The organism is Poseidonibacter lekithochrous, assembly GCF_013283835.1.
In the GTDB taxonomy this organism is placed as follows: Bacteria; Campylobacterota; Campylobacteria; order Campylobacterales; family Arcobacteraceae; genus Poseidonibacter; species Poseidonibacter lekithochrous.
In genome coordinates, this window is sequence record NZ_CP054052.1 from 2,292,789 (window position 1) to 2,308,096 (window position 15,308).

Below are 15,308 nucleotides of genomic sequence, written 5' to 3' on the forward strand. Positions count from 1 at the left end.
TAATTTTTATACTATAAAATGTACCTTGCTAAATCTTCGTTATCAACAATGATATCAAGCTTTTCTTCAACAAGCTCTTTTGTTATAACAATAGTTTCGCCTTTTCTTTCATCTGCTTCATACGATATATCTTCAATTACTTTTTCAATTACTGTATGTAATCTTCTAGCCCCAATATCTTCTGTTTTTTCATTTGCAGTTTCAGAATATTTAGCAAATGCTCGAATAGCTTCATCATCAAAATCTAAATGTACATCTTCAACTTCTAATAAAGCTTTGTATTGTCTAAGAAGTGAATTTTTAGTATTAGTAAGAATCTTATATAAAGCTTCTTCATCTAATGATTCTAATTCAACTCTTAAAGGAAATCTTCCTTGTAATTCTGGAAGTAAATCAGATGGCTTAGATACATGGAATGCACCAGCAGCAATAAATAAAATATGATCTGTTTTAATCTGACCAAATTTAGTTTGAACAGAACTACCTTCAACAATTGGAAGTAAATCTCTTTGAACACCCTCTTTTGAAGGATCTTGATTTTGATTTTGTTTTCCAGAAGCAATCTTATCAATTTCATCTAAGAAGATAATTCCACCAGTTTCAGCTCTTTTTAGTGCTTCAATCTTAATAGCTTCTTGATCAAGTAAACTATCACTAGCTTCGTCTCTTAATAAAACTTTAGCATCTTTGATTGTTACTTCTTTTTTGATTTTCTCTTTATTCAATCCACCTAACATTTTATTTAGGCTTTCTTGCATTGAGCTCATATCCATTGGCATTGATGAATCTAAAATTTCAACGTGAGCTTTTTTAGGAACTTCAATTTCAATTTTTTTATCATCTAAATCACCGTTAAGTAATTTCTTTTCCATCATGTTATAAGTTTTGATAAAAGATTCTTTTGCACTTGCTGTTGCACCTTCTGGTAAAGGTGGTACAAGTTTTTCAATGATTTTTTTATTTACTTCTTCAGCAATTTTATCTTTGATTTTTTCTTGAAACTCTTTAGTTACAATAGCAATTGATTCAAATACAAGATCTCTAATCATTGATTCAACATCACGACCTACAAATCCAACTTCTGTATATTTTGAAGCTTCTACTTTTACAAAAGGCAATCCCATCATTTTTGCAAGTCTTCTTGCAATTTCAGTTTTACCAACTCCTGTACTACCAATCATTAAAATATTTTTTGGCATTATTTCTTCTTGAAGATCAGCAGGAACTCTCATTCTTCTGAATCTATTTCTAAGAGCTAATGCAATAGTTTTTTTAGCATTGTCTTGCCCAATGATATAATCATCTAAGTATTCAACAATCTGCTTTGGTGTTAAATCCATATTTTATTAATCCTCAATCTTTAATAATTTAATATTTTGATTTGTATAAATACAAAGTTCCCCTGCAATCATCAGTGATTCTTTTACCACTGCTTCTTCATCTAAATCTGAATGTTTAGCAAGAGCCCTTGCAGCTGAAATAGCAAAGTTACCACCACTACCAATAGAAGCAATAGCTCCATCTTCTGGTTCAACTACATCACCATTTCCACTTAAGATGAAAATATGATCTTTGTTTAATACAATCATCATAGCTTCTAATCTTCTTAAAACTTTATCTTTTCTCCACTCTTTTGAAAAAGCAATAACAGCTTTTAATAAGTCACCTTTAGTGCTTTCTAAGTGATTTTCAAACATATCATAAAGATTAAAAGCATCAGCAGTACTTCCCGCAAAACCTGAAAGAATCTGATCTTTGTATAATTTTCTAATTTTAGTTGCATTACCTTTTAAAACTGAATTTCCGAAAGTAACTTGACCGTCACCTCCAATTACAGCTTTATCTTTACCTTTGTATGCAAGTATCGTTGTTGCGTCAAACATTAATTATTCTCCAATGATTACAACAGATAAAGTAGCGTGAATTCCATGACCTAATTTGCAATCAACTTCAAATGTTCCTTCTGCTTTAATTTTTTTCTCTAAAGAAAGGTGTTTTTTATCAAGTTCAATTGAGAATTGAGAATTTAATGATTCACTAATCTCTTTACTTGTAACTGAACCAATTAAATGTCCATTTGCACCAATTTTATGTTTAATAGTTAATTTTGTAGCATTTAATTTTTCTGATAATTCTTTTGCCGCTGCAATTTCAGCTGCTTCAGTTTCTGCTAATTTTCTTTGTTCTGCTTTATATCTGTTTAATACTTCTGGTGTTGCATGCTTAGCTAAACCTTTTCCAACTAAAAAGTTTTTTCCGTAACCATCTTTTACTTCTTTTACTTCACCAGTTTTTCCTAAACCTTTAACGTCTTTAATTAATAAAACTTTCATATTATCTCCATATAAATAAATAGCCAATATTTTACTATATTTTATATGAAGTGAATATAAATGTGAAAGAAATTATTTTACTTATAAATTATTTTAAATGTATTATTAGAGTTTTCATAAGAATATTCAAAGATAAAGCCATGTAAATCTAAAACAGATTTAACAATATAAAGTCCTAATCCCATCCCATGATTTTTATTGTTTGTTTCATTATGAAAGGGTTTAAAATATTCTTCAATAGGTTTTGAAAGTTTATCTCCCTTTGAGATAAATAATAAAGAGTTCTCTTCTTGTTTAATAATTATTTTTGAGTCACTTGAGTATTTAAGAGCATTATCAATTAGATTTTTAATTACCATTGCCATTAGTGATAAATCAGCATTAATTTTTGTATCTTCATTTATAGTCAAATCTATTTTTTCTGAATCTTTATTTATCATTAATAAAATAAAAGCATCATCAAAAATATCAAGCAGAGAGTGTTTGTGTTTTGTAAGTACATAATTATCACTTAGGACTTGTTCTACTTTTGAAAAATCATTAATCAAAAAATCAAGACGTTCAAAAATTGAAATCATTCTATCTTTTTGTTTTTCTTCATTTATTAACTCACTAACAATTCTTCCTTTTGCAATTGGCGTTTTTAATTCATGCATAATTGTTCTTAAGAATAATTGTCTTGAGTTTAAAAGTAAATCAATTTTTTTTACTGCATTATCAAATTCATTTGAGACTTCTGCAATTTCATCTTTTTTATCACTCTTACAATTTATTTGTAAATTTCCTTTTGAAAACTCTGTAATATCATTTTTTAGTTTTTTGAGAGGTTGTAAACTTTTGATTAACCATATATAAATTAAAATTAATAAAATTAAAACAAAAGGGAAAAATACATATAAGTAATTTGTCTTTTTATAATCATGTGTATCTTTAAATAAAATTCTAAAAAAAGGAGTAACCATATGAAAATAATATTCATCTTCAAAAAGTATTGTTTCAAAACCTCTTTTAGAAAAAATCATTTCACCTTTAGGAAGAACAATAAATGGTCTTCTTGAAACTTCAAAAGATAAAGTTTCTAAATATTCAATAACTTCATCTTCTGGTAATCTTTTTTCTTTTAAGTATTTTGAGATTTCTTGATGATAATTTATGATTGGTTTATTCTCTTCTTTTTTATCATAATCCAAATAAAATAAAAAAAGAGCTATTAACATTAAAATAGCAATTAGAAATATTAAAGATATTTTTGTTGTTATTGAGTTTAAATTCATTGTGATAGTTTATATCCTAAACCTCTAATGGAATGTAAGTGTTTTGGATTTTTTGAACTATCTTCAAGTTTACTTCTTAGTCTTCCAATAATTACATTTAGACTTTTACTATAACTATCACTTAAACTTGTACTTGCATTTACAATTTGTTCTCTTGAAACTATTGCATTTTTATTTTCTAATAAAACTATCATTACTTCATATTCAGCTTGAGTTAAAATCAATTCTTCTTTTTTGAAAAATATTTTATGTTTTGTTTTATCAAAAATAAAATCACTATTAGCATCTTCTTCTTTATTTATTTTTTTACTTCGTCTTAACAGACTTTGAATAACAGCATACATTTCTTTTGGATCATAAGGTTTTGGAAGATAATAATCAGCTCCAATTTGTAAACCCATAATCTTATCACTTACATCAGATCTTGCACTTGAGATTATTATAGGAATATCATATTTTGAAGATATCTCTTTGCATACATCTAGTCCATCCATTCCAGGAAGAGTTAAATCTAAAATCAATAAATCATAATTAGAAATACCAGCACTTAAACCCAAATAAGGATCTTCATAATTAGTAATTTTAATATTATATTTTTCTAAATATTCTCCTAAGAATAAAGAAAATTCTGGATCATCTTCAATCATCAAAATTTCTATCATAAAAATCCTTTGTGTTGTTATTCTAATTCTATTATTTTATTTAAAACTCAAAATAAATATAAAGTAAATGAAAGTAAACAATTATCTCTTATTTTTTCTAGGTAAAGTTCTTGCTTCATTTGAATCTATAAAACCATCATCATTTAAATCATGTCTAGAAAAATTCTCTTGCATTCTTTTTGGAGCTTCTTTATAAGAAATTTTACTATCATTATTTCTATCAAAAAACTTAATAGCTTTCATATTATCATTACCTCTGATAATAGGCACATTTTCATTTAATGCTTTTACAAATGTACGTTTTGTATTAACTTTAGTATAATTATCACTTACACATCTAGCAAAATTATAAATTCTAACAACATCACCTTGAGGTCCACGCCCCTTAGAAAACTTCATTTTACTTCCACTTTTGGGATCACTTCTTTGTGCACCAGAACCATGTACATCTACTAAAGATCTTATATTCAATCTTCTATCATTCATATAACCTAAAGCTCTACCAAAAGATAAATAAACTGCATTAGCTCCTAAATCTTTTCCATCTAAATGAGTTGTACTAGACCAATAATATCCATAGTCAATACTGTTATTTTCATTCTTTATTTTTGTACTTTCAAATATATCATTTATACTTGCACTTGAAGTAGCATTAGGAGATTTTGAGTAATCAACAATGCTTTGTAACTCTTTTGCATTAGGTAATCTCCAAGTACTAATACCAGCATAATTTAAATTCTCACAATAAGCTAAAGAGTCTTTCCAATTATAAGGTCCACTATCATTTTTTATCCAAGTAAGAGTTGTTGCTTCATCATAAATAGTACCATTGTTCTTATCAATAAACTTATTCTTTCCATACTTAGTATTACCACGAACTAATCTTAAATAATACTTTCCAGGCACTTTAGAATTCACACTATATTTAGGATAACCTTTGATTCTTCCATCAGCAAAATTAACACCAAAAAAAGTCTTATTTCCATTCATTGTTGTACTAGTGTAATCAGTACTAGTCCAAAATTGAACATCAATATATCTTCTATCATTAGAGTACTCAAAATCAAAATAATCTGTATTGATATATGGTTTTGCATCACTTGGTACAACATTATTTTTATTTCTTGATGTACCTGTTTTACCATTAAAGTCAATTAATGAATATAATTCTTTAACTGTAGGTATTCTCCAATCATTAAAACCACCTATTCTAGCCTCTTTAGCGTATTTTACCGCATCATTAAAAGAGAGTTTATCTGTATAAGTTTTTTGCCAAATTAAACCAGTTTGTATATCAGTAATAGTACTATTTTTATTATCTTTATATATTACTTTATTGCCAATATAAGTAGCATCTTGTCCATAAAAAGCTTCATTGATTTTTGGGCTTTGAATAAAGGTTTTATCATTAAAAAAACTCTTTTGTGAAGTATCCATCACTGTATATGTTTGATTTGTATTAGCTAAAGCTAAAATAGAAAAAGTAGAAATGAAAAATGAAGTTTTACTAAGTAGCATATTGAATCCTTATATTTTATATAATTCAATCTTACAGACTAAATTTAAATATAAAGTAAATAGTTTGTAAATAAAAGTAAACCTTGATATAGCAATTAGCTTGCTATATCAAGGGTATTAGGCAAATTTTCTCTTATGTTCCTTTTTTTAACATAATTATTTAAGCCTATGTGGTTATTGTATCCAAGAAGTTTTGCTATTTTTCTAACAGATAAACCAACTGAAAGTAACTCTTCAATCTTATCTCTTTGTTTATCAAATTTAGATTTTTGTATAGTTCCTTTAGGTTTTCCTAAACTAGCCCCACTTAGTTTTTTTGCAGTTAATGCTTCTTTAGTTCTTAGACTCATAAGATCTTTTTCAAGGTCAATAGTCATAGAAATCACACCTAAAATCATTTGTGTTAACATATCTTTATCATCAACTAAATCAAGGTTCTGATTAGATACTAAGATTCTAATTTTATTAGAAAGTAAAAATCTTACAATCTCTAAAATAGTTTCAATAGTTCTACCAAAAACATTCAAATCAGCAACAATAATTGTTGAATTCTTCTCACAGTTTTTAAGTAATTCTAAAATATTTTTCTCATCACTTGGTGTGTTTATTTCAATCTCAATATTTTCTAAAATATCAATATTATGTTTTTTAACATAAGAATCTAAACTGTCCTTTTGACTATCTGTATATTTTTCATTATTCTTGTTAACTCTGACATATGTAAAAATCTTTCCCATATAATAACCTTTAACATAGAGTATAGTACTTTAAATATATGAAAACATAATGTTTATTTAACTACATTTAAAGTTTATACAAAATGTTAATAGAAAATAACTTAACTTATTCTTAATTAACAATTAAAAACATGTGTAAATAGTGAATTTAATAGTTATGTCTTTACACATAAGCTTATACAGTTTGAATTCAAAGCAATTTTTAGCTATTATCTTTTTACTTATAAAACATTAGAAAGGGTTCTTTTTGAAAATTACAGTTGCTATATCAGGGGCAAGTGGAGCTAATCTGGGACTAAATTTTGTAAAAAAAATTCCAGAAGATATTGAAGTTTATTTAGTTATTTCAAATAGTGCTAAAACTGCATTAAAATTAGAAAGTGGGATTTCTGTAAAAAAGCAATTCCAAGATAAAAAAAATGTAACTATTTTAAAAGACTCAAATATTGCAGCGCCTATTGCATCAGGGTCTTTCCCTATTGATAAAATGATTGTATTACCTTGTTCAATGAACACTCTTGCAAAATGTTCTGTTGGAATATCAGATTCATTAATCACACGAGCTTTTACAGTAATGCTAAAAGAGAATAGAGAGATTATTCTTTGTCCAAGAGAATTGCCTTTAAGTTCTATTGCTCTAGAAAATATGCTTAAACTTTCAAAACTTGGTGTAACTATTGCGCCACCAGTTTTAGGATATTATTCTGGTCAACAAAGTCTAGAAGATATGGAAAACTTTCTAATTGGAAAATGGTTTGACCTATTAAAAATCAAACACAATTTATATAAAAGATGGGAATAAAAAATGCCTAGAAACATACACGATGCTGATAAAGCCTCATACAGAAAAGCTATTTATAGTGGAACTTTTGATCCAATTACAAATGGACATCTAGATATTATTAGTCGAGCTGCGAACATATTCGACGAAGTAATAATTGCCGTAGCAAAAAGTGAAAGAAAAGGACCTATGTTCTCTCCTGAAGATAGAGTAAAATTCGCTAAAGCTGCAACAAGTCATTTAAAAAATGTAAGAGTTGAAGGATTTGATACTCTACTTGTTGATTTTGCCACAGAACAAGGTGTTAATACAATTATTAGAGGATTACGTGCCGTTTCAGATTTCGAATACGAATTACAAATGGGATATGCAAACTCTTCAATTAACGATAAATTAGAGACTTTATATCTAATGCCAACATTAGAAAACGCTTTTGTTTCATCAACAATTGTAAGGGAAATCATCAGATTTGATGGTAAATTCCAACATCTTATTCCAAAGGAAGTTTTAGAATGTATGTAGTAATTGAAGGTATTGATACAGCAGGAAAGTCAACTCAATTAGACTTACTTCAAAAAAAATACTCAGATGCGATCTTTACAAAAGAGCCAGGTGGAACACAAATCGGTGTAAAACTAAGAGCTATGGCTTTAAATGGTGAAGCAAAATCTGGTATTGCAGAGATGTTTTTATTCTTAGCAGATAGAGCTGAACATATTGAAGAAGTTGTAATATCAAACGAAGACAAAATGGTTATTTCGGATAGATCAATGGTTTCAGGAATTGCTTATGCTTCAATTTTTGAGTTAGAAAAAATGATTGAATTAAATCTTTTAGCTACAAATAATGTATTACCAACTCATGCTATTTTACTTGAATTATCAGCAGAAGAGTTAACATATAGATTATCTCAAAAAGAGAATGATGCAATTGAATTACGTGGAATTGAATATCTAATGAACATTCAAAATAGAATGAAAGAGACAATAATCAAACTTGGAATTAATCATTTATTTGTTGATGCAAGTTTAAAAATAGAAGAAATAGAAATAGAAATAGAGGATTTTTTAAATGGCAAGTAAGGGTAATGTAAAAACAATTCAAAGCTTAAGAGGTATGAAAGATGTTGTAAATGATGATAGTAAATTATTTACATATTTTGTAGAGAATGCTTCTGCAATTGCAAAAAGATATGGTTTTTCTTATATGGAAACACCTATTTTAGAAGAGACTGCTTTATTTAAAAGATCAGTTGGTGAGAGTTCAGATATTGTAAATAAAGAGATGTATAACTTCACTGATAAAGGTGAAAATGAAGTTTGTTTAAGACCTGAAGGAACTGCTGGTGTTGTTAGACACTTTGTTGAAAAGAAATTAGATAGAGCTGGTGGAACTTTTAGATGGTATTACCACGGTCCTATGTTCAGATATGAAAGACCACAAAAAGGTAGATTAAGACAATTCCACCAATTTGGTTGTGAAGTATTTGGACAAGCTTCTGTTTATGAAGATGCAAATGTAATTATGATGATTAAAGATATTTTAGATTACTTTGAAATTGATTTTACATTAGAAATTAACTCTCTTGGGGATCACACGTGTATGCCTCAATATAGAGAAAAATTAATTAATCACCTTAATTCTTTTAAAGATGAATTATGTCCTGATTGTCAAAAAAGAATTGAAACAAATCCAATTAGAGTATTAGATTGTAAAGTTGAAAAATGTAATGAGTTAACAAAAGATGCTCCTATGATTACTGATAATTTATCTGAACAATGTGATGAAGAATTCAACAAACTAAAAGAAATTTTAGAATACAACGATGTTCCTTATGTGGTAAATAAAACTATGGTTAGAGGATTAGATTATTACTCAAAAACTGCATTTGAATTTATCTCTAATGAAATTGGAGCACAAAGTACAATTGCTGCTGGTGGAAGATACGATAGACTAGTAGAATTCTTAGGTGGAAGAGAAACTCCTGGTTTTGGATTTGCTTGTGGAATTGAAAGATTATTAGAGCTAATTAAAGTTAAAGAATCACAAAAAGAAGAGATAGTTTATATTGGAGCTTTAGATGAATCTTGTCTAAATGCTGTATTAAAAACTGCAAATGCAAAAAGAAAAACTACAAAAACTTTTATTGAATATACTCCAAGAGGATTTGGAAAACACTTTAAATTAGCAGAAAAAGCAGAAGCAAGTATTGTTGCATTAATCGGTGAAAAAGAATTAGCCGAAGGAACAATCTATGTTAAAAATATAGAAACAAGAGAAGAAGTAACTATGGACCTTAATATTTTTTCTTCAAAAACTACTATGATAAATAAAAAAGCATCAAATATAACTGATACATTTCCAAAAATAGAGAAATAGTATTGAATAATTACGGTATTGATATTTGGAGTGATGATAATTTTATCATTGAAGAGGGTTTAGCAAAAGTAAATTTTGCTTCTAAACCATCACTTATTTCTATAGTAAAAGAGATAAGAGAACAAGATTTTAAAGGTCCATTACTTTTAAGATTTCCTCATATTACAAATAAGCAAATCACTACTTTATTTGATACATTTAATAATAGTATGAAAGAGTATGATTACAAAGGAAGCTTCAATGCTGTTTTTCCTTTGAAAGTAAATCAACTACCAAACTTTATACAACCCCTACTTTCATCTGGAAAAAAATTCAATTATGGACTAGAAGCTGGAAGTAAAGCTGAATTAGTTATTGCCATGACTTACAATAACAAAAATGCTCCTATTACAGTAAATGGATTTAAAGATAAAGAGATGGTTCATCTAGGATTTATTGCTAAGAGTAAGGGACATGATATTACTCTTATTATTGAAGGATTAAATGAACTTCAAACAATCATAGCAGTTGCTGAAGAGACAAATCTTCCTTGTCCTAATATTGGTCTTAGAGTAAGATTACATAGTGGGGGAAGTGGTATTTGGGCTAAAAGTGGAGGTATTAATTCTAAATTTGGTCTTACTTCTACTGAAATACTTGAAGCTTATGAATTAATAGCAGAAAATAATATGATTGAATATCTTACTATGATTCATTTTCATATTGGTTCAGATATGAATTCTATTAAACCTTTAAAAAAGGCATTAAGAGAATCAGGTCACATTTATGCAGAACTTAAAAATCTAGGTGCATCTAGCTTAAACTCTATTAACATAGGTGGAGGTTTAGCAGTTGAATACTCAGCTTATGAAAGAAGTAGATTCTATTCATTAAGAGAGTTTGCAAGTGATGTAATTTTTACATTAAAAGATATTGCAAAACAAAAAGGAGTTGAAGAGCCTAATATATTTACAGAATCTGGTAGATATATTTCAGCAGCTTCAACTGTATTAATTACACCAGTATTAGAGCTATTTTCATCAGAATATGATTTACAACACCTAAATTTAAAAGAAAAAAATCCACCTTTAATTGAAGAATTAAATGCTCTATTTACTGATATGACAAAACGAACATCCTATGAATATATGCATGATGCAATTGATCATATGGAGTCATTACTAACACTATTTGATTTAGGTTATATTGATTTACAAGATAGATCAAATGCGGAAATTTTAACTCATCAAATTATAAAAAAAGCAATTTCTCAATTAGAAGTTGAAGATTATGAAGAGTTAAAAAAGCTTGATGAAAATATTCAAGAGAAATATCTATTAAACTTTTCTATGTTCCAATCACTTCCTGATTACTGGGGAATAGACCAAGAATTTCCAGTAATGCCACTAACGCATCTTGATAAAAAACCAACAAGATCTGCTTCATTATGGGATATTACTTGTGATAGTGATGGTGAATTGCCATTTAGTTCTAAAAAGCCTTTATATTTACATGATATAAATCTAAATAAAGAAGAGTACTTTTTAGGATTTTTTAATGTGGGAGCTTATCAAGATACATTAGGAATGAAACACAACCTATTCTCTCATCCAACGGAAGTAAATATTGTATTCAAAGATAATGAAGTAGTTTTAGAAAAAATCTTAGAATCACAAACAATAATCGATATTCTTGACGATATTGATTATGATACTAGAGAAATTAAAGATAAATTAAAAGAAAATTTAGATACTAATACGTATAAGATATTAAAAAAATATTTAAATGAAAATAGTTATCTAAAAACTATATGGAGTTACAATGAGTAATGATAAAGTAAAACAAGCAAATCAAGAACTAAAAGAAAAGATTTTAAAAGCACAAAAAGAGATTGGTCTTTGGAAACAAATTAAAGAAGATTTTTCAGTTCCTAGATTAAATGACCCTGCTTTAGATTCAAATTTTGAACTATTTTTTAATTACCCAGGTGTTTGGGCAATAATAAATCATAGAATTTCAAATAGACTTTATAATAAAGGTTGGGTAAAACTATCAAGAGCTTATGTTGGTATTGGCTCACTATTTACAAAAACTGATATTCATCCAGCAGCTACTATTGGAAGAAGAGTATTTATCGATCATGCTATTGGAGTTGTAATTGGGGCAACTGCTATTATTGATGAAGATGTATTAATCTATCAAAATGTAACACTTGGTGGAGTTAGTCTTGATAAAGGTAAACGTCACCCAACAGTTAGAGCAAATGCAGTAATTGGTAGTGGTGCTAAAGTTTTAGGAAATATTACAATTGGTAAGAACTCAAAAGTTGGAGCAAACTCAGTTGTTGTTTGTGATGTTCCAAAAAGTTCAACAGCTGTTGGTGTTCCTGCAAAAATTATCAAAAAAGATAATAAAAATTGTAAACTAGCGCACGATGATTTACCAGATATTAATAAAGAAATGTTCAAATACTTAATTGAAAGAATTCATGTTTTAGAAACTGCGCTAAAAGAAGAAGATGGAATTGATGTAAGTGACAAAGATAAAAAACTTGAAGAAGATTATAATAAATTTATTAATGCAATGAATTCTATTAAAAAGAAATAGTTTTGATTTTTGAACTAGCAGCATTTGGAATTATTACTGGTTTTTTATCAGGTTTTTTTGGCATTGGTGGAGGAATGATTCTTGTACCAATGTTATTGCTTGCTGGTTTTGTAATGAAACAAGCCATTGCAATATCTATTATGCAAATGGTATTCTCTTCTGTTTATGGTTCTTTCCTTAATTCAAAAAAAGTTACAAATGTAATAAAAGATGGATTAATCATAGGAATTGGTGGTTTCGTTGGAGGTTTACAAAGTGGATTTATTGTCACTAATGTATCCAATGAAACACTACAATATGTTTTTATAGCTATATTAGTATATGCTATTATAAAAATCTTTATTTCCCCTGCTCAAAGAGATGAACCAAGTAAAAGTCATAATAAATTTATTCTTTTTCTAATTGGATTTTTTACAGGTATGGTTGCTATGAGTATTGGAGTTGGTGGCTCTATAATCTTAACACCTATCCTTCTAGGATTTATGAGATATGATCTAAAAGCAGCTACTGCATTAGGTCTATTTTTTGTTATGTTTTCATCAATTGCAGGATTTACTTCATTATCTTTAAATGGACATATGATGTATCTTGAAGGTGCAACAGTAGGTATTGCTTCATTAATTGGTGTTTACTTTGGAATAAAAGTAAAAAATAACGTTCATTCAAACTCATATAAAAAATACATTCTTTTATTAAACTCTATCATATTAATAACTATGATTTACAAAACTTTTTAATTTATATCTAATAATTATTAATTACTTTTATCTTGCAATATATACTTTATTATTGTATTATTTACAATAGGAAATAATATTAAGGTAAAAAGTGGACAATAACTTATTAGATTTTTTCATGAAGACTTCAAGTGATCTAGTTTATGAAATAAACGTTGAAGATCAAACTATTAACTGGTATAGAGATATTCATACAATATTAAATTATAAGCAAAAAATTAATTTAAATAATTTTGAAAACCTTTCAAAACTATTACATAAAAACGATATTAAAAAATTATATAATAAATTAACTACTCCAAATCAAGAACAAAATCAAATAAGTTTTAGAATTAAAGATGCTTTAGGAAATTATCAAACTTGGAATGATACATATATCAGATATGAAAATAAAATAATTGGTATTTGTAAATATGACTCAAAGATAATTTTACAAGAACAAGAAGAAAAAACAGAAAATATTTTAGATAGTACAACTGATTTAATTTTTTATAAAGATTTAGATTTAAATTACATGGGATGCAATGAATCTTTTTGTAACTTTGTTGGATTAGATAAAAAAGATATTCTTGGAAAAAATGATTATGAATTATTTGGTGAAAAACATGCAAATAAATTTAGACAAATGGATAATATTATTCTAGAAAAAAAAGTATCTAATACAAATAAAGAATGGGTTACGTATCCTAATTTAGACAAAGTACTATTACTAACACAAAAATCACCTTTAATAAATAAAAATAATGAGATCTATGGATTACTTGGAATTTCAAGAGATATCACAAAAGAAATAGATTATAAAAATGAAATAAAAGAGAGTAAAAAAAGATATAAAAAACTTTTCCAAGCCAATAAGATTCCAGTACTATTAGTATGTCCTGATAGTGGCGATATTATAAAAGCAAACAAAGCAGCTCAAAAGTTTTATGGTTATACAAGTAGTGAAATAAAAAAACTACATATAACTCAAATCAATACTTTATCTTCCCAAGAGATACAAAAAGAGATGATGTTAGCTAAGAATGAAGAGAGAGATTGTTTTAATTTTAAACATAAAATTAAATCAGGAAAATTAATTGATGTGGAAGTTTATGCAGGACCTATTAAATTCAAAAACAAGAAAATTTTATACTCTCTAGTATTTGATATTACAAAAAGAAAACAAGCAGAAAAAAAATTAAAACAAGCACATACTATTTATCAAAATACTAAAGAAGGTATTTTTATTACAGATTTAAATGGGAAAATTTTATCAGTAAATAAAGCCTTTGAACAAATCACAGGTTATCAAGAAAGTGAAGTAATTGATAAAAATTCAAACTTACTAAAATCAGATACTCATTCTAAAAAGTTCTATTCAAGACTATGGAAAACATTAGCAGAGAAAGGTTTATGGGAAGGTGAGATTATTAATAAAACTAAAGCAGGTAAAATCTTTCCTCAATGGCTTACTATTAATACTGTTTATGATGAATCCCACCAAGCTGTAAATTATATTGCAGTATTTACAGACTTTACAAAACTTAAAGAGCAAGAACAATTATTAAGAGAAAAAGATCAAATAATGTTCCAACAATCTAAAATGGCTTCAATGGGAGAAATGTTAAGAAACATTGCCCATCAATGGAGACAACCCTTATCAGTTATTACATCTTCAGCTACTGGACTAAAATTAAAAAAAGAGTTTGGAATACTTAATGATGAAGATTTTAGTGAATTTGCAGATGGTATACTAAAATCTACAAATTATTTATCTGAGACAATTGAAGACTTCTCTAATTATTTTAAAAACAGCAAAAATAAAGAGTATTTCTTTATTAGTGAAATATTAGATAAAACTACTCAACTTTCAAAAGCAACACTAAAAAATTCTGATATAAAAATTGAAATTGATGTTGAAAATAATTATGAAATTTATGGAATAAAAAATGAACTTATTCAAATTTTATTAAACTTAATTAATAATACAAAAGATGCATATAATAATAAACAGCAAGAAGTACAATACCTAAAAATATATACAAAAAAATATATGAATAATGTTGTTATTTTTGTAAGAGATATTGCAGGTGGTATTCCTGAAAATATATTAACAAAAGTATTTGAACCTTATTTCACAACTAAACACCAAAGTCAAGGTACAGGTATTGGATTATATATGTCTAAACAAATTGTTGAAGAGAGATTAAAGGGTGCAATTGATGCATATAATATTGAAGAAAAAATTAATGACGAAAAATATAAAGGTATGGAATTTAAAATAACTATTCCAATCTCACAGAGTAAGACGGAATAACACAA

15 protein-coding genes are annotated in these 15,308 nt (G+C 27.2%); 8 read left to right on the forward strand and 7 right to left on the reverse strand.

Annotated elements, in window-relative coordinates; all coding sequences use genetic code 11:
- Positions 1-11 precede the first annotated feature (11 nt).
- The 7 genes from hslU to ALEK_RS10885 all read right to left on the reverse strand — a co-directional run bounded on the left by hslU (position 12) and on the right by ALEK_RS10885 (position 6,524).
- A complete protein-coding gene (hslU, locus tag ALEK_RS10855) occupies positions 12-1,340 on the reverse strand; it encodes an ATP-dependent protease ATPase subunit HslU (protein WP_071625143.1) in 1,329 nt (442 codons plus the stop codon).
- A 6-nt stretch (positions 1,341-1,346) separates the two neighbouring features.
- Positions 1,347-1,883, reverse strand: a complete 537-nt coding sequence (gene hslV / locus ALEK_RS10860; RefSeq protein ID WP_071625142.1) for an ATP-dependent protease subunit HslV — start codon at positions 1,881-1,883, stop codon at positions 1,347-1,349.
- Positions 1,884-1,886: 3 nt separating this feature from the next.
- A complete protein-coding gene (gene rplI, locus ALEK_RS10865; protein WP_071625141.1) occupies positions 1,887-2,333 on the reverse strand; it encodes a 50S ribosomal protein L9 in 447 nt (148 codons plus the stop codon).
- A gap of 77 nt (positions 2,334-2,410) precedes the next feature.
- Positions 2,411-3,607: an ArsS family sensor histidine kinase gene (locus ALEK_RS10870; RefSeq protein WP_071625140.1), complete on the reverse strand. Its 1,197-nt coding sequence runs from the start codon at positions 3,605-3,607 to the stop codon at positions 2,411-2,413.
- Positions 3,604-4,269, reverse strand: coding sequence for a response regulator transcription factor (locus ALEK_RS10875; protein WP_071625139.1), 666 nt, complete (start codon positions 4,267-4,269; stop codon positions 3,604-3,606). The genes ALEK_RS10870 and ALEK_RS10875 overlap by 4 nt, the downstream gene beginning before the upstream one ends.
- 81 nt (positions 4,270-4,350) lie before the next feature.
- A complete protein-coding gene (locus tag ALEK_RS10880) occupies positions 4,351-5,787 on the reverse strand; it encodes an Lcl domain-containing protein (RefSeq protein ID WP_071625138.1) in 1,437 nt (478 codons plus the stop codon).
- Positions 5,788-5,882: 95 nt separating this feature from the next.
- Positions 5,883-6,524: a recombinase family protein gene (locus tag ALEK_RS10885; protein ID WP_071625137.1), complete on the reverse strand. Its 642-nt coding sequence runs from the start codon at positions 6,522-6,524 to the stop codon at positions 5,883-5,885.
- 247 nt (positions 6,525-6,771) lie between these two features.
- On the opposite strand from ALEK_RS10885, the gene ALEK_RS10890 reads away from it, so the two are divergent.
- From ALEK_RS10890 to ALEK_RS10925, 8 genes are all read left to right on the forward strand, one after another.
- Positions 6,772-7,326 carry a UbiX family flavin prenyltransferase gene (locus ALEK_RS10890; protein WP_071625136.1) on the forward strand — a complete coding sequence of 185 codons (555 nt, stop codon included), beginning with the start codon at positions 6,772-6,774 and terminating at the stop codon, positions 7,324-7,326.
- A 3-nt stretch (positions 7,327-7,329) separates the two neighbouring features.
- The gene (coaD, locus tag ALEK_RS10895) at positions 7,330-7,827 is read left to right on the forward strand and encodes a pantetheine-phosphate adenylyltransferase (RefSeq protein WP_071625135.1); all 498 of its coding nucleotides are present in this window, start codon (positions 7,330-7,332) and stop codon (positions 7,825-7,827) included.
- Positions 7,818-8,387 carry a dTMP kinase gene (gene tmk / locus ALEK_RS10900; protein ID WP_071625134.1) on the forward strand — a complete coding sequence of 190 codons (570 nt, stop codon included), beginning with the start codon at positions 7,818-7,820 and terminating at the stop codon, positions 8,385-8,387. Before coaD ends, tmk begins: the two co-directional genes overlap by 10 nt.
- Positions 8,377-9,684, forward strand: coding sequence for a histidine--tRNA ligase (gene hisS / locus ALEK_RS10905; protein WP_083574541.1), 1,308 nt, complete (start codon positions 8,377-8,379; stop codon positions 9,682-9,684). Before tmk ends, hisS begins: the two co-directional genes overlap by 11 nt.
- Positions 9,685-9,686: 2 nt before the next feature.
- Positions 9,687-11,492, forward strand: a complete 1,806-nt coding sequence (gene speA / locus ALEK_RS10910) for a biosynthetic arginine decarboxylase (protein WP_071625133.1) — start codon at positions 9,687-9,689, stop codon at positions 11,490-11,492.
- Between the two features lie 61 nt (positions 11,493-11,553).
- Positions 11,554-12,270: a serine O-acetyltransferase gene (cysE, locus tag ALEK_RS10915; protein WP_071626102.1), complete on the forward strand. Its 717-nt coding sequence runs from the start codon at positions 11,554-11,556 to the stop codon at positions 12,268-12,270.
- Positions 12,271-12,272: 2 nt separating this feature from the next.
- Entirely contained in the window at positions 12,273-13,007 is a 735-nt protein-coding gene (locus tag ALEK_RS10920) for a sulfite exporter TauE/SafE family protein (RefSeq protein WP_083574539.1), read from the forward strand.
- 91 nt (positions 13,008-13,098) lie between these two features.
- On the forward strand, positions 13,099-15,303 hold the full coding sequence (locus ALEK_RS10925; protein ID WP_071625132.1) for a PAS domain-containing sensor histidine kinase: 2,205 nt from the start codon (positions 13,099-13,101) through the stop codon (positions 15,301-15,303).
- Positions 15,304-15,308 lie beyond the last annotated feature (5 nt).